We start from the raw sequence: 23373 nt of genomic DNA, 5'->3' as shown, positions 1-23373 counted from the left end.
AAACTAATGGCCGAGGGCCAGACCAAGGGAAGAGGGAATATGAAAGACAGCCCGCAAGATATTGACCCGGTCGAATCCCAGGAATGGCAAGACGCGATTGAAGACGTGATCCTTCGGGATGGCGCAGATCGCGCGCATTTCCTGCTCGACAAGGCGGTTCAACAGGCGCGCGCGAACGGTGCAAAGCTGCCGTTCTCGGCGACGACGCCCTATCAGAATACCATCGCGCCGGATGACGAAGTCGACATTCCTGGCGACACCGAGATGGAATGGCGCATCCGTACCATCAACCGCTGGAACGCAATGGCGACCGTGGTCAAGCGGAACAAGGAAAGCAGCGAATACGGCGGGCATATCGCGTCCTTCGCGTCGTCTGCTGCGCTTTACGATATAGGTCTGAACCATTTCTGGCGGTCGAAGTCGGCGATTCACGGTGGCGATCTGGTATTCTTCCAGGGCCACGTGATCCCCGGCATCTACGCGCGATCGTTCATGGAAGGCCGCATCAGCGTCGAACAGCTTGAGGCGTTCCGCTCCGAGGTCGATGGCGGTGGTCTGAGCTCTTATCCGCACCCGTGGCTGATGCCGGATTACTGGCAGTTCCCGACCGTTTCGATGGGTCTGGGGCCGCTCATGGCGATCTACCAGGCGCGGTTCATGAAATACATGCACAACCGTGGTCTGATCGATGCCGGTGACCGCAAGGTCTGGTGCTTCCTTGGCGATGGCGAGATGGACGAGCCGGAGAGCCGTGGCGCGATTGATCTGGCGAACCGCGAAGGTCTCGATAACCTGATCTTTGTCATCAACTGCAACCTTCAGCGTCTCGATGGTCCGGTGCGCGGCAACGGCAAGATCGTTCAGGAACTCGAAGGCGACTTCCGCGGCGCTGGCTGGGACGTGATCAAGCTGCTCTGGGGCCGTGGCTGGGACGAACTGCTGGAACGCGACACATCCGGCAAGCTGCGTCAGCTGATGGATGAAACCGTGGACGGGGATTACCAGACCTTCAAGTCGAAGGATGGCGCCTATATCCGCGAACATTTCTTCGGAAAGTATCCGGAGACTGCTGCCTTGGTCGAAGATTGGACCGATGATCAGATCTGGGCGCTGCGCCGTGGTGGGCATGATCCGAAGAAGGTATACAATGCCTTCCTTCGCGCGACCAAAGCCGAGGGTCAGCCGACCTGCATCCTGGTCAAGACGGTCAAAGGTTATGGCATGGGCACCGCCGGTGAGGGTCAGAACACCACGCACCAGCAAAAGAAGATGCAGTTCGACCAGCTCAAGGCGATGCGCGATCGGTTCCAGATTCCGGTTACCGACGAAGAGCTGGAAAAGGACGTTCCGTTTGTCAGCCTGAACAATGCGCAGAAAGCGTATCTGGCAGATCGGCGCAAGGAACTGGGTGGATCTTTCCCCAAGCGGGAATGGCGCGATACGCCGAGCCTCGAAATCCCGTCTTTGGACAAGTTCAAGGGTCAGCTCGAGTCGACCGGGGATCGTGAGATTTCCACAACGATGGCATTTGTGCGCATCCTGACGACGCTGTTGCGCGACAAGAAGATCGGCAAGAACGTGGTGCCGATTGTTCCGGACGAAAGCCGGACCTTCGGGATGGAAGGTCTGTTCCGGTCAGTGGGCATCTACAACCCGCTGGGTCAGAACTATGTGCCCGAAGACCGCGACCAGATGATGTTCTACAAAGAGAGCCTCGATGGTCAGGTGCTTCAGGAAGGCATCAACGAAGCCGGTGCGATGGCGGACTGGATTGCGGCGGCGACGTCGTATTCCAACCACGGCGTGCCGATGATCCCGTTCTTCATCTATTACTCGATGTTCGGGTTCCAGCGGATCGGCGATCTGGCCTGGGCCGCAGGCGACAGCCGTGCGCGAGGCTTCATGCTGGGTGGGACCGCCGGTCGTACCACGCTGAACGGTGAAGGTCTGCAGCACGAGGACGGGCACAGCCACATCCTTGCAGGCACCATTCCGAACTGCATCAGCTACGACCCGACCTTCAGCTATGAGGTCGCGGTGATCGTGCAGAACGGTCTGAAGCGGATGTATGCGGATCAGGAAGACGTCTATTTCTACCTGACGCTCATGAACGAGAACTACCAGCATCCGGAAATGCCGATGGGCGCCGAGGACGGGATCATCAAAGGTCTCTACCGGATGAAGAAAGAGGCCAAGCCGGGCAAGAAGCACGTGAACCTTCTGGGGTCCGGCACGATCCTCGTTCAGGCGATCAAAGCTGCAGAGATGCTCAAGGAAGACTTTGGCGTTTCGGCGGATATCTGGTCGGCAACATCGCTTAATGAGCTGGCCCGCGACGGTCAAGATTGCGCGCGGTGGAACCGGTTGAACCCGCTTGCCGAGCCGAAGGTGCCCTATGTCACCCAGCAGCTTGAGGCGGCGAAAGGCCCGATCATTGCTGCAACGGACTACATGAAGAACTATGCCGAGCAGATCCGCGCCTTTGTTCCGGGACGCTACACGGTTCTGGGGACCGACGGCTTTGGCCGTTCCGACAGCCGCGTGAACCTGCGCCGGTTCTTCGAGGTCGATGCAAACCACATCGCTGCCGCCGCAATGGTGGACCTCTATCGCGAGGGCGCCGTGAGCGAGAAAGACCTCAAGACCGCCCTGAAGAAATACGACATCGACGGCGAAAAGCCGAACCCGCGCCTTGTGTAAGCGGGAGGAGTAAAGACTATGACAACTGAAGTTAAAGTGCCGGATATCGGCGATTTCACCGATGTGCCCGTGGTGACCATTCTGGTGAGCGTGGGAGATACGATTGCCGTCGAAGACCCGATCGTTGAGCTTGAGTCCGACAAGGCGACGATGGAGGTTCCCTCCTCGACCGCCGGTGTCGTGAAAGAGATCAAGGTCAGCGAGGGTGACAAGGTGTCGGAAGGCTCGGTCATCCTGATTGTAGAGGCAGATGGTGCCGCCGCTGCCCCGGCCAAGGAAGAACCGAAAGCCGCTGCGCCTGCTCCTGCCCCGGCGGCTGCAGCGCCTGCTCCTGCACCGGCTGCTGCGCCCAAGACCGATGCCGGTTTCGGCAAGGTCCACGCATCCCCGTCCGTGCGCGCCTTTGCCCGGACCGTCGATGTCGATCTGGCAACCGTGAACGGCACTGGCCGCAAGGGCCGTATCCTGCGCGAAGACGTGATGAAGGCGCTCAAGTCGACGGCGGCACCCGCTGCTGCCGGTGGCGCGGTTTCGGGCGGTATGGGCATCCCGCCGATTCCGGCTGTGGACTTCTCCAAGTTCGGCCCGGTGGAAGATGTCGAGATGCCCCGGATCAAGAAGATCTCGGGCCCGGCGCTGCACCGCTCGTGGCTCAACATCCCGCATGTCACGCACAATGATGAGGCGGACATCACGGAGTTGGACAAGTACCGCAAGGAAATGGACAACATGGCCAAGGAAAACGGCTATCGCGTTACCTTGCTGTCCTTTGTCATCAAGGCGTCCGTGTCTGCTTTGAAGGAGCACTGGGAGTTCAATTCGTCGATCCACCCGGATGGCGACAAGCTGATCAAGAAGAGCTACTACAACATCGGCTTTGCCGCCGACACGCCGAACGGTCTGATGGTCCCGGTTATCAAGGATGCGGACCGCAAAGGTCTTGTCGAGATTTCAAAGGAATTGGGTGATCTGTCTGCCAAAGCGCGTGCCGGTGAACTGAAGTCCGGCGACATGCAGGGCGCGACTTTCACGATTTCTTCGCTTGGCGGGATCGGCGGTACGAGCTTTACCCCGATCGTGAACGCCCCCGAAGTGGCGATCCTGGGTCTGACCCGGTCGAAGATGGCACCAGTCTGGAATGGTGAGGAATTCGTGCCGCGCCTGATGCAGCCTCTGAGCCTGTCCTATGATCACCGTGCCGTCGACGGTGCCTTGGCCGCGCGCTTCTGCGTAACGCTCAAGACGCTGCTGGGCGATATGCGCAAGTTGATGTGGTAAGGAGGGCGATCTGATGGATATCAAAGTACCCGATATCGGGGATTTCAAAGATGTGCCCGTTGTCAGCGTTCTGGTCGGCGTCGGGGATACGGTCAGCGAAGAAGACCCGTTGATCGAACTGGAATCCGACAAGGCCACCATGGAGGTTCCGTCTCCTGCTGCTGGCAAGATTACCGAAATCAAAGTGAGCGAAGGGGACAAGGTCTCTGAAGGCACCGTGATCATGGTGATCGAAGGCGCAGATGCCAAGGCCGAGGACGCACCGAAGCCGACCGAGGACAAGCCCGCTGCACCGCAAGCCGTTGCGGCCACCGGGTCGGCCTCCGGCCCCGGTGACATCCATGCCGAAGTGGTTGTTCTCGGGTCCGGCCCCGGCGGTTACACGGCGGCATTCCGGGCTGCGGACCTTGGCAAGAAAACCGTCCTGATCGAGAAGTACCCGAACCTTGGCGGTGTCTGCTTGAACGTTGGCTGTATCCCGTCCAAGGCGCTGCTGCACGTGGCCAAGGTGATCACCGAGGCCGAAGAGATGGGCGCGCATGGGATCAGTTTCGGAAAGCCGAAGATTGATCTTGATGAATTGCGCGGCTTCAAGAATTCGGTGATCGGTCAGCTGACCGGCGGTCTGGGTGGTCTGGCCAAAGGCCGCAAGGTGACGACCGTTCAAGGCTACGGCAAGTTTACCGGGCCGAACATGATCGAGGTCGAGCACGAGGGGAAAACCACCACCGTCAGCTTTGATCAGTGCATCATTGCTGCCGGGTCCGAGCCCGTGCAACTGCCGTTCATCCCGCATGACGACGACCGTGTGATCGACTCGACCGGCGCGCTTGAGCTCAAAGACATTCCGAAGCGGATGCTGATCCTTGGCGGCGGCATCATCGGTCTGGAAATGGCCTGTGTCTATGACGCGCTGGGGTCGAAGATCACGGTTGTCGAACTGATGGACCAGATCATTCCGGGTGCGGACAAGGACATCGTCAAGCCGCTGCACAACCGGATCAAGGATCGCTACGAAAACATCTTCCTCAAGACGAAGGTTACAGCTGTCGAGGCCCAGAAAAAGGGTCTCAAGGTCACGTTCGAGGACGAGAAGGGCGAGAGCTTCACCGATACTTTCGACAAGGTTCTGGTGGCCGTGGGTCGCAAGCCGAATGGCAAGCTGATCGACGCTGAAAAGGCCGGCGTGGCCGTTGACGATCGTGGCTTTATCGCCGTGGACAACCAGCAGCGTACAGGCGTTCCGCATATCTTCGCCATCGGCGACGTCGTGGGCCAGCCGATGCTGGCGCACAAGGCGGTTCACGAAGGCAAGGTCGCGGCAGAAGTCGCCGCCGGCCACAAGCGGTTCTTCGATGCCAAGCTGATTCCCTCGGTCGCCTATACCGACCCCGAGGTGGCGTGGTGCGGTCTGACCGAAACACAGGCCAAGGCGCAGGGCATCAAGTACGAGAAGGGTGTCTTTCCGTGGGCAGCTTCGGGCAAGTCACTGTCCAACGGGCGCAGCGAAGGGATCACCAAGCTGCTGTTCGACCCGGAGGATGACCGCATCATCGGGGCCTGCATCGTCGGTACCAACGCGGGCGACCTGATCGCGGAGACGGCACTGGCGATCGAGATGGGCGCGGATGCGGTGGACCTTGGTCACACCATTCACGCACACCCTACGCTGTCGGAAACGGTGAACTTTGCCGCCGAGATGTTCGAAGGCACGATCACCGATCTGATGCCTCCAAAGAAGAAAAAGCACTGAGAAGTGCACCAAAGAAAAGGGGGCCGCTGGCCCCCTTTTTTTGTCGGCTGTCTGTAACGGTTATATCCCGAGGAACGGTTGTGCGATCCGGGGGACCAAACCCTTGAACTTCAGGGGAGCGTCGGTCACTGCGAGGCAGATGCAGTCCTCCGAGATGTCGGCCACCGGGGTATGGTTCAGGTCTTCGCTGGCGACTTCGATATCACCCCGGCCGAAATACCCGTCTTCATCCTGAAAAGCGCCCTGCAGAACAAGAGTAAGCTCCATCCCGTTATGCCCGTGATCGGGGATCGCGGTTCCCGCCGGGATATAGAGAAGACGTGCTGTGGCTTCCTTGGAGGTGGGCAGGATGGCCTGCTTCACACCCATTCCCGCCGAGCGCCAGCGCACGTTTTCCAACCCGCCATCCACGTAATCAAGCAGAGGGGCCGGCAGCACGTCGTCCTGCGCATGGGGCGTGATCTTCTGATCGACTTCACCGCTGTCCTGAGCGTGGATCAGGTCGAGCACCGATTTCAGACTGGTTGCTGACATCGGGACTGTTTCGCAGGTGTCCAGTACCGCGCCTCCGACAGCATCAAAACTGCCGAGAGCCGCCCGGCATTCGTCGCAGAGCGAAATGTGTGTTGCCACGATGAGATTGACCGCTTCGGACAGATCGCCCGAAGAATAGGCCATGAGGAGCTCATCTGGCAGATGGTGTTTGATGCTCATAGCGTTCATCACTTCATTTGGTGGCGCAGTCTTTCGAGCGCCAATCTGATGCGGGATTTGATCGTGCCAAGGGGCAGGCCGGTCTGTTCTGCAATCTCGCTGTGCGACAGATCTCCGAAATAGGCCTTTTCAATCAGTTCCCTCTGTTTCTCCGGCAGGTCGCGCAGGGCACGACCCAGCTTTTCGCTCTCCTGTTGCAACCCTATGACGTCAGCCTGATCGGGTTCCGCTTCGGGGCCCCAGGGCAGATCTTCGGGTTCTGGACGCTTTTGCTTGCGCAACACGTCGATTTTCTTGTTCCGGGCAATGGTGAAAATCCATGTCGATGGACTTGCCCGTGTCGCATCGTAGAGATGCGATTTGTTCCAAACCGTCACGAGCACTTCCTGCGCGCATTCTTCGGCCAGCGCTGCATCCATGCCCGTCCTCATCAGAAACGCCTTCACGCGCGGACCGAAGTGTTCGAACACCCGGATGAATGCGGCCTCGTCCCGCATGTCGCGCACCGCCAGCAGGTCGTTGACCCAAGGCGTCATGCTTTCTGACGTTTCGTCGTTCAAAGTCTTGGTTCCGTTCCGCGCTTTACCTGACGAGTCACCCATTTTCAGACCGTTGGCAACGGTCGCGGGGTCGCAGTCTGATGAAAGCACCGTGAGCGAAATCATGTGCAAGATACGGGCGCGTCACACCTTTGGATCAAAAGAAATTTTCTTTTTCTTTTCTCATCCGGTTTGGGTTCTGGGGCGTAAACAAAACTAGACACATCACAGAAAGAGAAGACTATGCCGTTTGAAGCCCGCGCCAGCGCCCCCAAAAAGATTGCCGTGATTGGCGCAGGGATCTCAGGGATGGGGGCAGCGCACATGCTGTCCGAGGATCACCACGTTACCCTGTACGAAGCTGAGCCGCGCCTTGGCGGGCATGCCCGGACGATCATGGCGGGCAAGAATGGTGATCAGCCGGTCGATACCGGCTTCATCGTGTTCAACTATGCCAATTACCCGCATCTTGCGCGGCTGTTCAAAGCACTGGATGTGCCGGTGACCAAGAGCAACATGAGCTTTGGTGCGAGCCTTGATGGCGGGCGGATCGAATACGCGCTGGCAACCGTTGGATCGGTCTTTGCTCAGAAGAAAAACCTTGTGAACCCGAAGTTCCTGCGGATGCTGGCGGACATCGCCAAGTTCAACAAGCGTGCCCTGGATGCGACCCGCGACCGAAGCCTGAGCCTTGGCGAGTTCCTTGAACAGATCGGCACCGGGGCGTGGTTCCGCGAGTATTACCTGCTGCCGCTGACCGGCGCGATCTGGTCTACGCCGACGGAAAAGATCATGGACTTCCCGGCGCACGCGCTGGTTCAGTTCATGGAGAACCACGCGCTTCTGTCCGTGTCAGGCCAGCACCAGTGGTACACTGTCGAGGGCGGGTCCATCGAATATGTGCGGCGCCTTGAGGTGTCGATGAAAGAGCGCGGGGTGATCCTGCGCCTTGGTGCGCCCATTGATGCCGTACGCCGCGATGTGATGGGGGCTGAGATCAAGGCGCAGGGCGGCGAGTGGGAGCGCTATGACGAGGTGGTGTTTGCCACCCATTCCGACGACACGCTGCGTCTGCTGTCCGACGCGACACCGCTGGAAAAGCGGGCGCTGGGTGCCATCAAATACCAACCCAATCGCATCGTTCTGCATGCGGATGCGAGCATTATGCCTAAAAAGCGGATCTGCTGGTCGTCGTGGAACTACACCGAGACCGAAGCCAAAGAGCTGAACACCATCGACCTGACCTACTGGATGAACAGCCTTCAGCCGATCCCGCAGGATGACCCGCATTTCGTGACGCTGAACACCACGCGTCCGATTCGCGAGGAGTTGATCTATGACGAATGCACCCTGCGCCATCCGGTCTACGACCTTGAGGCGCTGGCTGCGCAGGAGACCGTGCGGGACATGAATGGCACGAACCGGACGTGGTTCTGTGGTGCCTGGATGAAGAATGGGTTCCACGAAGATGGTCTGGGCAGCGCGGTGGACGTTGTCGATGCGATCCGCGCGCGCAATGCGGTTGCGGTGGCTGCGGAATGAAGGTTGTCGATCATATCGTTGGCCACACCTATCACGGTCGCAAGGGCAGTACGGACAACGCGTTCCGCTATTCCATCGACTATGTGATGCTGGATGCCGAGGCCGAGCCGAAAACCCCGTGGCTGTTTTCCCGCAATAAAGGGAATGTGGCGAGCCTTCAGGACAGCGACCATGGCGGTGTGCCCGGTGACGGGCGCGGCGCAGTCTGGGCGCGCGAGGTGCTGGACGCCCATCAGGTTCGGGCGCGCGGTCGCCTGCTGCTGCTCGCCCAACCGCGGTTTCTTGGTCATGTGTTCAACCCGGTGTCGTTCTGGTTGGCGCATGACGAGCAGGACAACCTGGTCGCGGTAATTGCGGAGGTCACCAACACCTTCGGCGATCGTCATTCCTATCTGTGCCGCAAGCCCGACAACTCCCCGATCAGCGCCTGCGACCGTTTGCAGGCGACAAAGATCTTCTATGTCTCGCCCTTCCAGCCGGTCGAGGGCGGGTACGAATTCCGTTTCGATATCCGACCCGACAAGATCGGCATCTGGATTGATTACTCGCAAGCGGCCGGTGGTCTGATCGCGACGCTGACCGGGCCGCGCAAGGTGATCAGCAATGGCTCCATCCTGCGTTCGCTCCTGCGTCGTCCTTTGGGGTCGCGCCGGGTCTTGGCGCTGATCCATTGGCAGGCGTTGAAGCTGTGGTGGAAGGGATCGCGCTATCGCACGCGCACTGAACCCCCGATGGAAGAAGTCAGCCAGTGATGGTTTCAGATCGGCAAAACCTTGGTGGCTACGCGATCTTCGCGGCAGTCCTCGCTGCGGCGGGTTTGCCGATCTATATCCACGCGCCAAAATTCTATGTCGATGAATATGGCGTGAGCCTAGCGGCTTTGGGCTCTGTCCTGTTCGGGCTGCGCCTGTTGGACGTGGTGCAAGATCCGCTGTTGGGCAAGCTGGCCGTTGCAGTGCGCCGATTTCAGGGCATGGCTGTCGGTGTGACATTGGCGATCATGGGTGCGGCGATGTTGGGGCTGTTTGCCGTGACACCGCCGACCAACCCGATCCTCTGGTTTGCTGTGATGCTGACGCTGGTGTTTTCGGCGTTCAGCTTTCTGACCATCAACTTCTATGCGCGCGGCGTGCAGAAGGCGAAAACCCTTGGGGCTGGCGCAGGCTATCTGCGTGTGGCGCGGTGGCGTGAAACCGGTGCGCTTTTGGGCGTCTGTGTGGCATCTGTCATGCCGTCGGTCTTTCTGGCGCTCGCCTGGCCCGAGTTCGTGGCTTATGCCACCGTGTTTGCGTTGGCGTGTCTGATTGCTGGGATCGCCATGCATAACGAATGGCGTGGCGCGACAACGGAGCCGTCTTCGGGTTTCGGTATTGTCCTGAAGGACCACATCTCGCGCCGTCTGCTGCTGATCGCATTGGTCAATGCGGCGCCGGTCGCGGTGAGTTCGACGCTCTTTCTGTTTTTTGTAGAAAGCCGCTTGGATGCTCCCGGATGGGAGGGACCGCTGTTGTTGCTTTTCTTTGTTGCGGCGGCGGTGGCGGCTCCGGTGTGGGGCAGTGTCGCGGAACGCGTGGGGCCGAAATCCGCACTTCTGGCGGCGATGGTGCTGGCAATTGTCGCGTTCAGCTTTGCGATGATGTTGGGAAGCGGCGATACGGTTTTGTTTGCGGTGATCTGCCTTGCTTCAGGCGCGGCAGTGGGGGCCGATTTGACGCTTCTGCCAGCGGTTTTTGCCCGTCGCATGGAGCAGATCGCGCCGGACGCTTCGAAAGGTTTTGCGCTTTGGGGTTTCGTTTCGAAATTCACACTGGCCTTTGCGGCCATCGCGCTGTTGCCGATCCTCGAAGCGAGTGGGTTCGTCTCGGGTGCCGAAAACAGTGATGCCGCTCTCAGAACTTTGACTTTGCTCTACGCGGGGGTGCCCTGCGTTTTGAAACTGGTGGCGATCGGCCTTCTGGTGGCCACCCCCATCGGAAAGGAATGACGTCATGGAAGCATTCTTTCTCGTCTTTCTCGGAGCAAGCCTGATGCTCGTCCTCGGATACCTGAGGGCACGATACTTCGGGTTTTTCGGGCAATCCCCGTCCGATTATGCGTCTGCGGACGGTGAAGCCTTCGATCTGCGGACACATCTGAACGGCCCCATCGTGTGCGAGGGCGTGATCTATGGCCCCACGGGGCGGGTCACATCGCGTTTTGTGGGTGATTTCCACGCGGAATGGGACGGCAACAAAGGCGTCATGACAGAGCGCTTCACCTATGACAGCGGTGACGAGGTCTTGCGCGAGTGGAAGCTCATGCTGGGGAATGACGGACGCATCCGTGCGTTGGCCTCGGATGTTGTCGGCGAGGGGCAGGGTGTTCAAAGCGGCCCGACAGTTCAGCTGAAATATAAATACAAGCTGCCTGAAGAGCAGGGTGGGCATGTGCTTGATACGACGGACTGGATGTATCTCGCGCCGAATGGAACCATCGTGAACCGCAGCCAGTTTCGGAAGTATGGAATCAAGGTGGCCGAATTGGTGGCCACGATGCGGAGGAAGGAAGCGGCGTGAGTGAGTGGGCAGGCAAGCGGTACTGGTTGGTTGGGGCAAGCGAGGGTCTTGGCGCGGCTCTGGCGCACAAGATGAGCGCGGCCGGTGTCCAGCTTGTCCTTTCAGCCCGGAACGAGGACAAGCTGAAAGAGCTGGCGGCAAGCCTGCCGGGCAAGTCAGAAGTGGTCACCGTCGATGTGTCCGACTCGGAGTCGGTCAAAGCGGCTGCCAACGCTGTGGGCGACATCGATGGCGTTGTGCAGATCGCCGGTGTGTATTGGCCGTTTGGAGCCAAGTCGTGGGACGCCGATCAGGCCACGATGATGGCGGACATCAATTTCACAGGTGCGATGCGATTGATGGGTGCGGTCGTTCCGAAGTTCGTTGAACGCGACGCTGGCCATATCGTGCTGACCGGCTCGCTGTCCGGTTTTCGAGGATTGCCGGGCGCGGCGGCCTATACCTCGTCCAAGGCGGGGGTCATGACCTTGGCGGAGTCGCTCTATGCAGACCTGCGAAAGACCAACGTTAAAGTGCAGTTGGTCAATCCGGGGTTCGTGAAAACCCGACTGACCGACAAGAATGATTTCAACATGCCGTTCATCATGGAGCCGGACGAGGCGGCCCGCGAGTATTTCGAGCACATGAACACCGATGCGTTCAAGCGCAGCTTTCCGACGCTGTTTTCATGGGTGTTCCGGGGCAGCCAGTTTCTGCCAGACTGGCTCTATTATCGGCTGTTTGCGTAAGATCAAAGTCAAAGATTCTTTTTTCCCCCATGTTTGGATCAACGGCATGGGAGATTCGTCATGGAACACATCAGTGCAAGTAAAGTCGCTGCGGTCATTGTGATGGCCCGCGAGTTGGATCGCGCCGAGGGCGAGATGCGCGCTTTGATCGACAGGATGGACGAAGAGGAACAGGCCGCGCTGGTCACGGTGATGTGGATTGGGCGCGGGGCGTTCGAGGTCGATGAATGGGACGAGGCGTTCGTGACTGCGATGAGCGAGGCCACTACGCCAACGGCCGATTATCTGATTGGTACTCCGCATCTGGCAGATCACCTCGAAGCAGGTTTGGACGCGCTCGGCATTTCGGCGGTCGATGAGGAAAACCAACTCATGTGAGGATCAGCGAAGGGCACGGCCCTTCAGGATCGCATCCGGCCCGAACTTTTCCCGGATGGCATCTGTGGCGCGCTCGGCCTGGGCGCGTTTGGTTCCCTGCGGATCCAGCAGGTCTCCGGAAACGTCGGCGTCCTGGGCCGTGCTGAGGTCGCTGACGCCGACACCCAAGAGCCGATAAGGCCCTTGATCCCCCACCTGGTCGAACAGGCGCCTAGCTGTTCGGTAAATGCGGTCCGCGATCTGGGTCGGATCCGTGAGGGATGTACGTTTTGTCAGCAGCGTGAAATTTGATTTCTTGAGTTTCAACGTGACCACACGGCCTGCAAGCCCCTTGGCCTTTGCGCGGTCCGAGACCTTTTCGCACATGCGCCAAAGATGGCCGTCGAGCAGATCGGGGTCGCTTGTGTCCTCGTGAAATGTCGTTTCGTTTGAAATGGATTTCATCGGGCTGTTCGCCGAAACGCGTCTCTGATCCTGTCCTCTAGCCAGGTGCCAGAGACGGTGACCCATGCTGCCGAAACGATGGGTGAGGTCATCAAGTTCCCAGCGCAGAAGATCGTCGAACGTGCGAATTCCAGAGCGTTCCAAAGCGTCCTGAGTTGCAGAACCCACGCCCCAGATCATCCGAACGGATTTCGGACGCAGAAAAGATTGTGTTTCCGCCTGGCCGATGACCGAGAATCCACGTGGCTTGTCGAGGTCTGAAGCGATTTTGGCGAGGAACTTATTGTGGCTGAGACCAATCGATCCCGTGAGCCTCAATTCTTCGCGCATCCTTTTGACAAGCCTCGCCAGCATCACGGCTGGAGGATGGCCGTGCAGCCGTGCGGTACCGGTCAGATCGATGAAGGCTTCGTCCAGAGAGAGGGGTTCGATGGAAGGAGTCAATTCCTCCATCATCTGACGGATTGCACGGGATGCCTCGACATAGGCTTCCATGCGAGGCTTTACGATCACGGCGTCCGGGCAAAGCTGGAGTGCTTTGAACATTGGCATGGCAGAGCGCACACCCCTGATCCGCGCGACGTAGCATGCGGTCGAGACAACGCCACGCCGACCGCCCCCAATGATCACCGGCTTGTCGGCCAGTTCCGGGTTGTCGCGCTTTTCGACAGAGGCATAGAACGCGTCGCAATCCATATGCGCGATACTCAGATCGAACAGCTCGGGGTGGGCGATCACGCGGGGGGACCGGCACGCAGGACAGCGTGCGCCGGTTTCGAATTCGGTCAGGCAATCGCGGCAGAGGGCTGGCATGGGTTGGGTATCCGAACAGGCTATTGCAGGGTACACCCGGCTTGGGACGGACAAAAGGCTGGATCATGCAGGACTTCGGTGGTGCGAAACTCATCCTGTTTATCGGAGAGCGCATTGTCGTTCTGCGCCGTGATCACAAGCCGGGCATTCCCTGGCCTGGTCGGCTTGATCTTCCGGGAGGCGGGCGTGAACGACTTGAAAGTCCCGAACACTGCGTGCTGCGCGAAACTCATGAAGAGATCGGTCTGCGGCTTGGTGCGCATGATCTGATTTGGCGGGACCGGTTTCATAGGGGCGTGTTTTTTGCGGCCCATCTTCCGATCGAGGCCGAACAGCGGATCGTCTTTGGATCCGAGGGGCAGGGTTGGTCTCTGATGGAGCCCCAATTGTACGCGACGCACCCCGAGGCGATCCCGCACTTTGCAGAGATGGTTCGGCGATATCTGAATCAGAAACCGGTTTGACCCGCTTAAGCGGATTGCATTTCGGAGACGATGGCCTGCGCCGCAGCGCGCGGATCGGGGGCTTTCCAGACCGGACGCCCCACGACGATGTGGTCCACGCCGTTCTTGATGGCATTGGCCGGTGTTGCCACGCGCTTTTGATCCCCTAGATCGGCGCCAGCCGGACGCACGCCAGGCGTGACGATCAAACGGCCGGCAGATTGTGAAATCTCGCGCACCATCGCCGCTTCATTGGGCGAACAGATAACGCCATCCGCGCCGGCATCGAATGCACGAGCCGCACGTTCGACAACGAGGTCTGGAACCGCTCCGTCACGGATGAGGCTGTCGTCGAGATCCTTGCGTTCCAGAGATGTAAGGATCGTGACCGCGAGGATTTTCAGGTTCGAGCCCGCAGCACCCTCTTTGGCCGCCCGTACCACATGCGGATCGCCATGGACGGTCAGGAAATCCAAATCGAACTGAGCGAGGCCCCTGACTGCCGCTTCAACGGTGGCACCGATATCGAAGAGCTTCATGTCGAGGAAGATGCGTTTTCCGTGCTCCTGCTTCAGCTCGTTTGCAAGGGCCAACCCACCACCGGTGAGCATTCCGAGGCCGATCTTGTAGAAGGAAACGGTGTCTCCGAGTTTGCCCGCAAGCTCCAATCCTGCAACCGCGTTTGGAACATCCAGTGCTACGATCAGACGGTCATCGGACATGGGACTTTCCTTTTCGCAAACTCGCCCCGTCTTACAGAGGTGCAGCGACAGGTCAAGGAACAAGAGGCGGGTTGGTCAGTTGTCTCTCTGATGAAGGAGACAACAATGATTGAAAGCACACAGCATGGCCATACCCCGGCAGTCTTGCGCCCGATGGTGATAATCGTCGGCGTCGTCGCTCTGGTGGGGCTGGCGATTTGGCAGATTGGCCCGAAAGGATCGCCCAAGGAAAATCCATTTCTTGAGGATATCGTGCATACGCCAGCCCTGACGATGCAGGCCGCCGAGGGCTCATGACGCAAGCATTACATCCGCGTGCGGCCAGATGAGCGGGATGAACCGCAGCTTGGCTGCGATGAACACGTTCGTTCAAACAGAGTGATGAACTCGCGGATCACGACCTCTTGAACGGCCATGTGCCGACCCCCATTTCTTATCCGAAGGCCCTGCCATGGGACGTGCCGAATTCGGGCGTTCCGGACAAAGGGGTGCTTAACGGAAGGAGAATACCATGAACTTAGAGAAGTTCACGGAGCGGTCGCGCGGTTTCATTCAGGCGGCCCAGACGATTGCAATGCGGGAAAGCCATCAGCGGCTAGCACCCGAACACATCCTGAAAGCCTTGATGGACGATGAACAGGGGTTGGCTTCCAACCTCATCCAGCGTGCCGGCGGTGCTCCGCAGCGCGTGGTGCAGGCTTTGGATGGAAAGCTTGCCAAGATCCCGAAGGTTTCGGGAGATGCAGGGCAGGTCTATCTGGATAGCGCGACGGGTAAAGTGCTAGACGAGGCAGAGAAGATCGCCAAGAAGGCCGGGGACAGCTTTGTCCCGGTCGAGCGTATCCTGATGGCGCTTGCGATGGTCAAGAGCCCGGCGAAAGAAGCGCTGGAGGCAGGCGCCGTAAACGCGCAGGCGTTGAATTCCGCGATCAATGACATTCGAAAAGGGCGGACTGCCGATACGGCGAGCGCCGAAGACCAGTACGAAGCGCTGAAGAAATACACCCTTGATCTGACTGAGCGTGCCCGCGAGGGCAAGATCGACCCGATCATCGGGCGGGATGACGAGATCCGTCGTGCCATGCAGGTGCTCAGCCGTCGGACCAAGAACAACCCGGTTCTGATCGGGGAGCCAGGCGTGGGGAAAACCGCGATTGCCGAAGGTCTTGCTTTGCGCATTGTCAATGGCGATGTTCCGGAATCGCTGCGCAACAAGCGTCTGTTGGCTTTGGACATGGGGGCGTTGATCGCCGGTGCCAAATATCGCGGTGAGTTCGAAGAACGTCTGAAAGGTATCCTGTCCGAAGTCACGAGCGCAGCTGGTGAGATCATCCTCTTCATCGACGAGATGCACACGCTTGTGGGCGCGGGCAAAGCGGATGGCGCAATGGATGCGTCTAACCTGCTCAAGCCTGCCCTGGCCCGCGGTGAGTTGCACTGCGTGGGTGCGACGACGCTGGATGAGTACCGCAAGCATGTTGAAAAGGACGCCGCTCTGGCCCGCCGATTCCAGCCGGTGATGGTTCAGGAACCAACGGTCGAGGACACGATCTCGATCCTGCGTGGCATCAAGGAGAAGTACGAACTGCACCACGGTGTGCGGATTTCGGACTCTGCCCTTGTGGCGGCAGCAACGCTTTCGCATCGCTACATCACCGACCGGTTCCTGCCCGACAAGGCCATCGACCTGATGGACGAAGCCGCCTCGCGTCTGCGGATGGAAGTGGACAGCAAGCCAGAAGAGCTGGATGCGCTCGACCGTGACATTCTGCAAAAGCAGATCGAGGTCGAAGCCTTGCGTCTTGAGGACGATCAGGCGTCGAAGGACCGTCTTGAGAAACTCGAAAGGGATCTGGCCGAGTTGCAGCAGCAGTCTGCCGAGATGACGGCCAAGTGGCAGGCAGAGCGGGACAAGCTTGCGTCGGCTCGGGATGTCAAAGAGCAACTTGACCGGGCGCGTGCCGAGTTGGAGATCGCCAAGCGTGAGGGCAACCTCGCAAAAGCGGGCGAGCTTTCTTACGGCGTGATCCCTCAGCTTGAGAAGCAACTGTCGGACGCAGAAAGCGCGGACGATGACGTGATGGTCGAAGAGGCCGTGCGGCCCGAGCAGATCGCCGCCGTGGTCGAGCGCTGGACAGGGATCCCGACGTCCAAGATGCTGGAAGGCGAGCGCGAAAAGCTGCTGCGCATGGAAGATGGTCTGCACAAGCGGGTCATCGGTCAGGATCAGGCAGTGCGCGCCGTTGCCAACGCGGTTCGGCGGGCGCGGGCCGGGCTCAACGACGAGAACCGTCCGTTGGGATCGTTCCTGTTCCTCGGGCCGACGGGTGTCGGTAAGACGGAGCTGACAAAGGCCGTGGCCGAGTTCCTGTTTGACGACGACAATGCGATGGTGCGCATCGACATGTCGGAGTTCATGGAGAAACACGCGGTTGCCCGTCTTATCGGTGCGCCTCCCGGATATGTCGGCTATGACGAAGGCGGTGTTCTGACCGAGGCCGTTCGGCGGCGCCCGTATCAGGTTGTGCTGTTCGACGAGGTCGAAAAGGCACATCCGGACGTGTTCAACGTGCTGTTGCAGGTTCTGGATGACGGCGTGCTGACTGATGGTCAGGGTCGGACCGTGGACTTCAAGCAGACGCTGATCGTACTGACATCCAACCTTGGATCTCAGGCACTTTCGCAACTGCCGGATGGAGGTGACCCCAGCCAAGCCAAGCGGGACGTGATGGATGCGGTGCGGGCGCATTTCCGACCGGAATTCCTCAATCGTCTTGATGAGACCGTGATTTTCGACCGGCTCAAGCGTGAGGATATGGATGGGATTGTCGATATCCAGATGGCACGGCTGCTCAAGCGGTTGGCCGCGCGCAAGATCGACTTGCAACTGGACGATGCCGCACGGAAGTGGCTGGCGGAAGAGGGGTATGATCCGGTGTTCGGTGCCCGTCCGCTCAAGCGGGTGATCCAGCGCGCACTTCAGGATCCGCTGGCGGAGATGCTGTTGGCGGGCGATATCTCGGACGGAGACATCGTGCCGGTCACAGCGGGTTCCGACGGACTCCTTATCGGTGACAGGGTGGCGTCCTCCAACCGGCCACGCCCGGACGATGCCGTCGTCCACTGACGCGAAACATCATATCAAAGAAAAAGGCGGGGTATCCCCGCCTTTTTTGTTGTGCATCAAGGGCTCATCACGTGCCGCCCTTTTGCCGCGGTTGAATATCAGCCCTCGGGCAGGATCACCGTGTCGATGACGTGGATGACGCCGTTGGAGGCTTCGATGTCGGGGGTTACGACGGATGCCTCTTCGACCATGACACCGTTGTCGAGGTCGATGGTGACAGAGCCCCCCTGCACGGTCTCGGCTTCCATGTCATCGCTCAGGTCGGTGGACATCACCTTGCCCGGCACGACGTGGTAAGTGAGGATCGCCACCAGCTGGTCCTTGTTCTCGGGCAACAGCAGGTTTTCAACGGTGCCTTCCGGAAGCGCAGCGAAAGCTTCGTCAGTCGGTGCGAAAACGGTGAACGGGCCTTCGCCCTTCAGCGTTTCGACAAGGCCGGCTGCCTGGACAGCCGCGACAAGAGTTTCAAAGGATCCCGCGTCGACGGCGGTGTCCACGATGTCTTTGGAGTGACCTCCGGCGAAGGCAGCGCCTGCCAGCATGGAGGCTGCAGTGGTGAGGGCGATTGTTGTCTTACGAAACATGTTGGTCGTCCTTTTTCATGCGTTGTGATGTGTCCTGCACATCTGCTGCTTGAACGTATGAAAAACCAACTTGGATGCATGAGGATTTCCGCCGATTGCCCTTGACGGAAAAAGACTGCCGCCTAAGCCGCAAGCCTTTGCGTTTTCAACTGAAATTCTTGTGAAAGCCCGTTAGGGTTTCGTCATTAATCGAGCCCGACTGCCGCTCTGGCGATGCCGTCCAGAAGTGTTTCGACCTTCTTCATCGGACCGTCCGGGAACGTCCGAAAACCGATGGTTGTGACATCCGGTGTCTCGGGGCGCACCATGATGAAGATGTCGTAAGGGCAGAATACGATGTTCATGGGATCAGCTTCCATCACCTCGCGCGAGATCTTGGCAGAGCAGAAGCTGTAGACATCTGCGTTCAGATAGAGAGTTACGTCAGAGCCGACGTCGGCTTTGGTGCGCTCCAGCATGTCTCCGGTGTGGCTGACGCTGTCGATGACCAGCCCCGCATCAAGGATCGCGTTTTCGAGACCAAAGGTGACATCTTCGAAGGACTGATCCGTGTCATAGGTGATTATGTCGGCGGCCGAGACCGAGGATGCCGTGAGCGTCAGAGCGAGCGTTGCGAGCAGGCGTTTCATGGGGGTCTCCTTTTTTGGCAGCTTACCGTAAGGTGGTGTCCGTAACGTCAGTCTAGTCTGATCGGCGTGTCAGATGCAATGAATCGAATGTGAGGTCAGTATGGGTGTCGCCATGTATGCGTTGCAGTTTCTGGCAGTTCTGCTTGTCGCTCTGATCGGAGTAGCGCTGTTGGTGGCCGTGGTTCTGGGAATCATCGACAGATCGCAGACAAGCGATGCGATCCGGCGAAACTATCCTGTTCTGGGACGGTTCCGTGGATTGTTCTCAACGCTGGGTGAATTTTTTCGACAGTATTTCTTTGCGATGGACCGTGAAGAACTGCCATTCAATCGGGCGCAGCGCGAATGGGTGAAGCGGTCCGCGGAAGGTCATGGAAACACGGTCGCCTTCGGGTCGACGCGGAACACCGGGATTGTCGGAACTCCGTTGTTCGTGAACGCGCCTTTTCCACCCGTGGACAATCAGTTTGCCAAGTCGGAGCCGAAGGTCATCGGGGCGGGCGCGCGGATCCCCTATACGGCTGCGTCTTTCTTTAATCTGTCGGGCATGAGCTATGGCGCAATATCAAAGCCGGCGGTCCGGGCACTCAGCCGCGGTGCAAAACGCGCGGGTATCTGGATGAACACCGGAGAGGGCGGGTTGTCGCCCTATCACCTCGAAGGCGGGTGCGACATCGTTTTTCAGATCGGCACCGCCAAGTACGGGGTACGCGATGAGAACGGCGCGTTCGACGAGGGCCGACTGAGGGACGTTGCCGCGCATGAAACCGTACGGATGTTCGAGATCAAGCTGAGCCAAGGGGCGAAGCCCGGCAAGGGCGGCATCCTTCCGGGTGAAAAGATCACCCAGGAAATCGCGGCTATTCGCGGTATTCCGGTCGGCAAGGACAGCATCTCGCCGAACCGGCATGAAGAGGTGGACGACTGGGACGATCTGCTCGACATGATTGCAAAGGTTCGCGACATCACCGGCAAACCGGTGGGCATAAAGATGTGTGTGGGCTCTGAAGATGGGGTCAATGGCCTGTTTGCGGCCATTACGGCGCGCGGATCCGTTGCTGCACCGGATTTCATTACCATCGACGGTGGGGAAGGCGGGACCGGGGCCGCACCGATGCCCTTGATCGATCTGGTCGGCATGAGCATCCGCGAAGCACTGCCCATGGTCGCGAATATCCGCAATGTCCATGGCTTGCGTGACCGTATCCCGCTGGTGGCGAGCGGCAAGCTTGTCAATCCGGGGGACGTGGCCTGGGCGCTGGCGACGGGCGCCGATTTCGTGACCTCGGCCCGGGGCTTCATGTTTGCACTGGGCTGCATTCAGGCTCTCAAGTGCAACCGCAATACATGTCCGACGGGGATTACCACGCATAACCCCCGTTTTCAGGCCGGGCTTGTCGTAGAGGACAAAGAGATGCGTGTGGCGGCTTACGCGACGGAGATCATCAAAGAGGTCGAGACCATCGCACATTCAGTCGGCGTGGCAGAACCCCGCCTCATGCGCCGCAGCCATGTGCGTGTGGTTCAACCGGATGGACGGACCACCCTTATGTCGGATCTGTGGCCACAACCGGTGTCTGCGCCCTGATCAGAGTGTCGCCACTCCGGGTTGCGACGGATGTCGCAAATGGCGGGTCATGGCGGACTTTACCCGATTAGTGATGGTGCCGGACTGAGCGAAAGGCACCCGGGATGAGTGTTTCCGAGAACGTTGACCCAGACACTGGCGTGGAGTGGCGGGGATATCTGCTTGTCATCGCTGCGGGCGTTCTGTGGTCAACCGTCGGTCTGGGTATCCGATTGATCGAAGACGCCACCGTCTGGCAGATTCTTCTATACCGGTCGATCAGCCTCAGCGTGTTTCTGTATTTCGTGATCCAAGTGCGGTCGGGTGAAAGCCCCTTTGCCCAAATCCGGCGCGTCGGTTGGCCTGCGATGATTGCCGGACTGTCACTGGTTGCGGCTTATTCGGGCGGCATCTATGCGATCCAGACGACGTCTGTCGCGAACGCCATGCTGCTCTTTGCCACTTCGCCGTTTTTTGCCGCGGTCCTGGGTGCCGTGTTTCTGCGCGAGACCGTGCGAAAGGCAACGTGGTTTTCGATCCTGATTGCAATTGCCGGCATCGGCATCATGGTGGCGGACAAGTCCGGCACTGTCAGCATCAAAGGCAGCCTCGCGGCGCTGGGCTCTGCTTTCGGTTTCGCCGTGTTTACGGTTGCCCTGCGCTGGGGGCGGACGACCGAGATGCTGCCTTCGGTGTTTCTGTCAGGCCTGTTCGCTGTCGTGATCACCGGAGCGATCTGTCTGCTTCTGGAACTGCCATTGCGTTTGACGGCGATGGATGCAGGTATCTCCATGGGCATGGGCGTCTTTCAGGTCGGCGCAGGGCTGATCCTCTACACGTTGGGCTCTCGGAGCATCCCGGCTGCAGAGCTTTCGCTTTTGTCTCTGGCGGAAGTGCTTCTGGGTCCGCTTTGGGTTTGGCTGTTTCTTGGAGAGACGGCAACGCTCAATACGCTGCTGGGTGGGCTTGTTCTGCTTTATGCCATTGGGGGAAACGCGCTCAGCGGAAAGCGACGCAAACCACCACCCATCACCGTTCCCTGAAACCGAAAACATTTCAAACCCACCACGCAACCGTGAGACAAGTTGGTTTGGTCGCGCTGGCCGATACTTCTATATCCTTAGCCAGAGGAAAATGAGGTTCGTATGGCGTATCGTTGGAAAAACACTTTGTCCGAAGAGGACGTGACTCCCTATTCCACCTTTCTGAACCGGCGCCAGCTTATGGCCGGGTTGGCCGCTGGCGGGATCGCCGCATCGGTGCCTCTGGCGTCCCGGGCGCAAGACGCGCTTGAGCCGAATACATGGGAAGAGATCACCAATTACTGCAACTATTATGAGTTCGGTACCGGCAAGGATGACCCGGCTCGCAATGCCGGAGCATTGACGATCGATCCATGGACTGTCCGGATCGACGGTTTGGTGGACAGGCCGGGCGATTACAGCTTCGCAGACATCATGAGCCAAATGACAATAGAGGAGCGGATCTACCGCTTCCGCTGTGTTGAAGCGTGGTCAATGGTGGTTCCATGGAACGGGTTCGAACTGGCCGATCTGCTGAACTGGGTCGGTGTTCAATCCAGCGCGCGCTATGTGGCCTTTGAAACGGTTCTGCGACCCGAAGAGATGCCGGGTGTGGCCAGTCGGGTTCTTGAATGGCCTTATGTCGAGGGACTGCGCCTTGATGAGGCGATGCATCCGCTGACGATGATGGCGACCGGGATTTACGGTCGGGATATTCCCAAGCAGAACGGCGCACCCCTTCGGCTCGTTGTTCCGTGGAAATATGGTTTCAAGTCGATCAAGTCGGTGGTTCGGATTACCCTTACGGAAGACGAACCTCCCGCAAGCTGGAACATCGCCAACCCGCGAGAATACGGGTTCTACAGCAATGTGAATCCCCAAGTGGATCATCCGCGCTGGTCACAGGCAACCGAACGCCGGCTGGGTGGCGGGTTGTTTGCCAAGCGGCAACCGACCCTGATGTTCAACGGCTACGAGGCAGAGGTCGCCAGTCTTTATGATGGAATGGATCTGCGGGAGTTTTTCTGACCCGTGGTTGATCGTCTGAACACCGTACTGCGCCGGATGCCTGCGTGGGCGATATATATTCTGGCCCCGCTGCCAGTGCTCTGGATCTATTATCTCGGGCTGACCGGCGGGCTCGGAATCGATCCGGCCAAGCGGATCGAACACGAACTCGGCCTGTGGAGCCTTTGGCTTCTGATCGCCGGGCTGGCAGTGACTCCGATCCGCCGCTGGTTCGGGCTGAACCTTCTGAAATTCCGCCGCGCTATAGGTGTCGTGACATTCTTCTACCTTCTGGCGCATCTGCTGACGTGGCTTGTGCTGGACGTCCAGTTTCAGAACGTCTGGGCCGACATCGTGAAACGCTGGTACATTACCGTGGGCATGCTGGCTTTTGTTCTGATGCTTCCACTGGCGCTCACATCAAATAACTGTAGCCTTCGCAGGCTTGGCCCGGTCCGGTGGCGCCGGCTGCACAAGATGGTCTACCCCATTGCGCTCCTTGGTGCGTTGCATTTTCTGCTGCTGGTGAAGGGCTTCCAATGGGAACCGATCCTGTACGCGCTGGTGATCGCCGTACTGCTTGCCGCCCGGCTCAATCTGCAGACGCTGCGCCTGTTTCGGGTATCGACCCGGGCCTGAGGCGCAGGTCTTGGGCCTGGCCGACACACCCCCGCTAGATATGGGGTGTCTGTGTAGCAGAATTGCGCAAACGGCTGCGCCGACGCATCTAAGTTGCGCCAAGCCACTGTTTTTTAGGGAAAAATGAAAAAACGAAAAAAAGTGCGTTTTGAGCGTTTTTTCCTCTTGCGGACTCAGGGCGCTATCCG

Annotated in this window: 22 protein-coding genes; 16 read left to right on the top strand and 6 right to left on the bottom strand. The window is 59.0% G+C overall.

What is annotated here, in order from left to right; genetic code table 11:
* Nucleotides 1-39: 39 nt before the first annotated feature.
* Genes aceE through lpdA form a run of 3 tightly spaced genes read left to right on the top strand, consistent with a single transcriptional unit; the run spans nucleotide 40 to nucleotide 5731 of the window.
* On the top strand, nucleotides 40-2700 hold the full coding sequence (gene aceE, locus MGEO_RS09575; protein ID WP_085636511.1) for a pyruvate dehydrogenase (acetyl-transferring), homodimeric type: 2661 nt from the start codon (nucleotides 40-42) through the stop codon (nucleotides 2698-2700).
* 18 nt (nucleotides 2701-2718) lie between these two features.
* The gene (aceF, locus tag MGEO_RS09570; RefSeq protein WP_085636509.1) at nucleotides 2719-3978 is read left to right on the top strand and encodes a dihydrolipoyllysine-residue acetyltransferase; all 1260 of its coding nucleotides are present in this window, start codon (nucleotides 2719-2721) and stop codon (nucleotides 3976-3978) included.
* Nucleotides 3979-3991: 13 nt separating this feature from the next.
* Nucleotides 3992-5731, top strand: coding sequence for a dihydrolipoyl dehydrogenase (lpdA, locus tag MGEO_RS09565; protein ID WP_085636507.1), 1740 nt, complete (start codon nucleotides 3992-3994; stop codon nucleotides 5729-5731).
* Between the two features lie 60 nt (nucleotides 5732-5791).
* Here lpdA and MGEO_RS09560 read toward each other — a convergent pair whose 3' ends face one another.
* Together MGEO_RS09560 and MGEO_RS09555 are read right to left on the bottom strand one after the other, a co-directional pair.
* Nucleotides 5792-6445 carry a ChrR family anti-sigma-E factor gene (locus MGEO_RS09560; protein ID WP_233139800.1) on the bottom strand — a complete coding sequence of 218 codons (654 nt, stop codon included), beginning with the start codon at nucleotides 6443-6445 and terminating at the stop codon, nucleotides 5792-5794.
* An 8-nt stretch (nucleotides 6446-6453) separates the two neighbouring features.
* Nucleotides 6454-6981, bottom strand: coding sequence for a sigma-70 family RNA polymerase sigma factor (locus MGEO_RS09555; RefSeq protein WP_233139809.1), 528 nt, complete (start codon nucleotides 6979-6981; stop codon nucleotides 6454-6456).
* 246 nt (nucleotides 6982-7227) lie between these two features.
* Here MGEO_RS09555 and MGEO_RS09550 point away from each other — a divergent pair, with 246 nt between their 5' ends.
* The 6 genes from MGEO_RS09550 to MGEO_RS09525 are packed head-to-tail and all read left to right on the top strand — an operon-like array spanning nucleotide 7228 to nucleotide 12187.
* Nucleotides 7228-8526 carry an NAD(P)/FAD-dependent oxidoreductase gene (locus tag MGEO_RS09550; protein ID WP_085636504.1) on the top strand — a complete coding sequence of 433 codons (1299 nt, stop codon included), beginning with the start codon at nucleotides 7228-7230 and terminating at the stop codon, nucleotides 8524-8526.
* Nucleotides 8523-9278, top strand: a complete 756-nt coding sequence (locus MGEO_RS09545; protein WP_085636503.1) for a DUF1365 domain-containing protein — start codon at nucleotides 8523-8525, stop codon at nucleotides 9276-9278. Before MGEO_RS09550 ends, MGEO_RS09545 begins: the two co-directional genes overlap by 4 nt.
* Nucleotides 9278-10510, top strand: a complete 1233-nt coding sequence (locus MGEO_RS09540) for an MFS transporter (protein WP_085636502.1) — start codon at nucleotides 9278-9280, stop codon at nucleotides 10508-10510. The genes MGEO_RS09545 and MGEO_RS09540 overlap by 1 nt, the downstream gene beginning before the upstream one ends.
* A gap of 4 nt (nucleotides 10511-10514) precedes the next feature.
* Complete coding sequence (locus MGEO_RS09535) at nucleotides 10515-11081, top strand: DUF3833 family protein (RefSeq protein WP_085636501.1); 567 nt, start codon at nucleotides 10515-10517, stop codon at nucleotides 11079-11081.
* Complete coding sequence (locus tag MGEO_RS09530) at nucleotides 11078-11809, top strand: SDR family NAD(P)-dependent oxidoreductase (RefSeq protein ID WP_085636500.1); 732 nt, start codon at nucleotides 11078-11080, stop codon at nucleotides 11807-11809. Before MGEO_RS09535 ends, MGEO_RS09530 begins: the two co-directional genes overlap by 4 nt.
* Before the next feature lie 60 nt (nucleotides 11810-11869).
* A complete protein-coding gene (locus MGEO_RS09525; RefSeq protein WP_085636499.1) occupies nucleotides 11870-12187 on the top strand; it encodes a DUF3775 domain-containing protein in 318 nt (105 codons plus the stop codon).
* Between the two features lie 3 nt (nucleotides 12188-12190).
* On the opposite strand, the gene MGEO_RS09520 is transcribed toward MGEO_RS09525, so the two are convergent.
* The gene (locus MGEO_RS09520; RefSeq protein WP_085636498.1) at nucleotides 12191-13444 is read right to left on the bottom strand and encodes a DNA polymerase IV; all 1254 of its coding nucleotides are present in this window, start codon (nucleotides 13442-13444) and stop codon (nucleotides 12191-12193) included.
* Between the two features lie 41 nt (nucleotides 13445-13485).
* Between MGEO_RS09520 and MGEO_RS09515 the strand changes: the two genes are divergently transcribed.
* The gene (locus tag MGEO_RS09515; RefSeq protein WP_233139793.1) at nucleotides 13486-13908 is read left to right on the top strand and encodes an NUDIX domain-containing protein; all 423 of its coding nucleotides are present in this window, start codon (nucleotides 13486-13488) and stop codon (nucleotides 13906-13908) included.
* A gap of 5 nt (nucleotides 13909-13913) precedes the next feature.
* Here MGEO_RS09515 and pyrF read toward each other — a convergent pair whose 3' ends face one another.
* A complete protein-coding gene (gene pyrF, locus MGEO_RS09510) occupies nucleotides 13914-14609 on the bottom strand; it encodes an orotidine-5'-phosphate decarboxylase (RefSeq protein WP_085636496.1) in 696 nt (231 codons plus the stop codon).
* 105 nt (nucleotides 14610-14714) lie between these two features.
* On the opposite strand from pyrF, the gene MGEO_RS09505 reads away from it, so the two are divergent.
* Nucleotides 14715-14906, top strand: a complete 192-nt coding sequence (locus tag MGEO_RS09505) for a hypothetical protein (RefSeq protein WP_085636495.1) — start codon at nucleotides 14715-14717, stop codon at nucleotides 14904-14906.
* A 214-nt stretch (nucleotides 14907-15120) separates the two neighbouring features.
* The gene (clpB, locus tag MGEO_RS09500) at nucleotides 15121-17736 is read left to right on the top strand and encodes an ATP-dependent chaperone ClpB (RefSeq protein WP_085636494.1); all 2616 of its coding nucleotides are present in this window, start codon (nucleotides 15121-15123) and stop codon (nucleotides 17734-17736) included.
* Between the two features lie 98 nt (nucleotides 17737-17834).
* Here clpB and MGEO_RS09495 read toward each other — a convergent pair whose 3' ends face one another.
* Together MGEO_RS09495 and MGEO_RS09490 are read right to left on the bottom strand one after the other, a co-directional pair.
* Nucleotides 17835-18320: a fasciclin domain-containing protein gene (locus MGEO_RS09495; RefSeq protein ID WP_085636493.1), complete on the bottom strand. Its 486-nt coding sequence runs from the start codon at nucleotides 18318-18320 to the stop codon at nucleotides 17835-17837.
* A 185-nt stretch (nucleotides 18321-18505) separates the two neighbouring features.
* Entirely contained in the window at nucleotides 18506-18949 is a 444-nt protein-coding gene (locus MGEO_RS09490; protein WP_085636492.1) for a DUF302 domain-containing protein, read from the bottom strand.
* 100 nt (nucleotides 18950-19049) lie between these two features.
* Here MGEO_RS09490 and MGEO_RS09485 point away from each other — a divergent pair, with 100 nt between their 5' ends.
* The 4 genes from MGEO_RS09485 (at nucleotide 19050) to msrQ (ending at nucleotide 23185) form a co-directional block, all read left to right on the top strand.
* A complete protein-coding gene (locus MGEO_RS09485) occupies nucleotides 19050-20537 on the top strand; it encodes an FMN-binding glutamate synthase family protein (RefSeq protein WP_085636491.1) in 1488 nt (495 codons plus the stop codon).
* A gap of 104 nt (nucleotides 20538-20641) precedes the next feature.
* Nucleotides 20642-21559, top strand: coding sequence for a DMT family transporter (locus MGEO_RS09480; protein WP_085636490.1), 918 nt, complete (start codon nucleotides 20642-20644; stop codon nucleotides 21557-21559).
* Between the two features lie 102 nt (nucleotides 21560-21661).
* Entirely contained in the window at nucleotides 21662-22567 is a 906-nt protein-coding gene (msrP, locus tag MGEO_RS09475; protein WP_085636489.1) for a protein-methionine-sulfoxide reductase catalytic subunit MsrP, read from the top strand.
* A 3-nt stretch (nucleotides 22568-22570) separates the two neighbouring features.
* Nucleotides 22571-23185, top strand: coding sequence for a protein-methionine-sulfoxide reductase heme-binding subunit MsrQ (gene msrQ, locus MGEO_RS09470; RefSeq protein ID WP_085636488.1), 615 nt, complete (start codon nucleotides 22571-22573; stop codon nucleotides 23183-23185).
* Nucleotides 23186-23373 lie beyond the last annotated feature (188 nt).

This window comes from Marivita geojedonensis (assembly GCF_002115805.1).
Taxonomy (GTDB): Bacteria; Pseudomonadota; Alphaproteobacteria; order Rhodobacterales; family Rhodobacteraceae; genus Marivita; species Marivita geojedonensis.
Note: the sequence above shows the minus strand (reverse complement) of the source record. Positions and strands in the feature narration are given on the sequence as shown.

Excerpts from the sequence above, each read along its gene's own strand:
- aceE (WP_085636511.1), top strand. The coding sequence starts at position 40 with ATGAAAGACAGCCCGCAAGATATTGACCCGGTCGAATCCCAGGAATGG.
- aceF (WP_085636509.1), top strand. The coding sequence starts at position 2,719 with ATGACAACTGAAGTTAAAGTGCCGGATATCGGCGATTTCACCGATGTG.
- lpdA (WP_085636507.1), top strand. The coding sequence starts at position 3,992 with ATGGATATCAAAGTACCCGATATCGGGGATTTCAAAGATGTGCCCGTT.
- MGEO_RS09560 (WP_233139800.1), bottom strand. The coding sequence starts at position 6,445 with ATGAGCATCAAACACCATCTGCCAGATGAGCTCCTCATGGCCTATTCT.
- MGEO_RS09555 (WP_233139809.1), bottom strand. The coding sequence starts at position 6,981 with ATGACGCCTTGGGTCAACGACCTGCTGGCGGTGCGCGACATGCGGGAC.
- MGEO_RS09550 (WP_085636504.1), top strand. The coding sequence starts at position 7,228 with ATGCCGTTTGAAGCCCGCGCCAGCGCCCCCAAAAAGATTGCCGTGATT.
- MGEO_RS09545 (WP_085636503.1), top strand. The coding sequence starts at position 8,523 with ATGAAGGTTGTCGATCATATCGTTGGCCACACCTATCACGGTCGCAAG.
- MGEO_RS09540 (WP_085636502.1), top strand. The coding sequence starts at position 9,278 with ATGGTTTCAGATCGGCAAAACCTTGGTGGCTACGCGATCTTCGCGGCA.
- MGEO_RS09535 (WP_085636501.1), top strand. The coding sequence starts at position 10,515 with ATGGAAGCATTCTTTCTCGTCTTTCTCGGAGCAAGCCTGATGCTCGTC.
- MGEO_RS09525 (WP_085636499.1), top strand. The coding sequence starts at position 11,870 with ATGGAACACATCAGTGCAAGTAAAGTCGCTGCGGTCATTGTGATGGCC.
- MGEO_RS09520 (WP_085636498.1), bottom strand. The coding sequence starts at position 13,444 with ATGCCAGCCCTCTGCCGCGATTGCCTGACCGAATTCGAAACCGGCGCA.
- pyrF (WP_085636496.1), bottom strand. The coding sequence starts at position 14,609 with ATGTCCGATGACCGTCTGATCGTAGCACTGGATGTTCCAAACGCGGTT.
- MGEO_RS09505 (WP_085636495.1), top strand. The coding sequence starts at position 14,715 with ATGATTGAAAGCACACAGCATGGCCATACCCCGGCAGTCTTGCGCCCG.
- clpB (WP_085636494.1), top strand. The coding sequence starts at position 15,121 with ATGAACTTAGAGAAGTTCACGGAGCGGTCGCGCGGTTTCATTCAGGCG.
- MGEO_RS09495 (WP_085636493.1), bottom strand. The coding sequence starts at position 18,320 with ATGTTTCGTAAGACAACAATCGCCCTCACCACTGCAGCCTCCATGCTG.
- MGEO_RS09490 (WP_085636492.1), bottom strand. The coding sequence starts at position 18,949 with ATGAAACGCCTGCTCGCAACGCTCGCTCTGACGCTCACGGCATCCTCG.
- MGEO_RS09485 (WP_085636491.1), top strand. The coding sequence starts at position 19,050 with ATGGGTGTCGCCATGTATGCGTTGCAGTTTCTGGCAGTTCTGCTTGTC.
- MGEO_RS09480 (WP_085636490.1), top strand. The coding sequence starts at position 20,642 with ATGAGTGTTTCCGAGAACGTTGACCCAGACACTGGCGTGGAGTGGCGG.
- msrP (WP_085636489.1), top strand. The coding sequence starts at position 21,662 with ATGGCGTATCGTTGGAAAAACACTTTGTCCGAAGAGGACGTGACTCCC.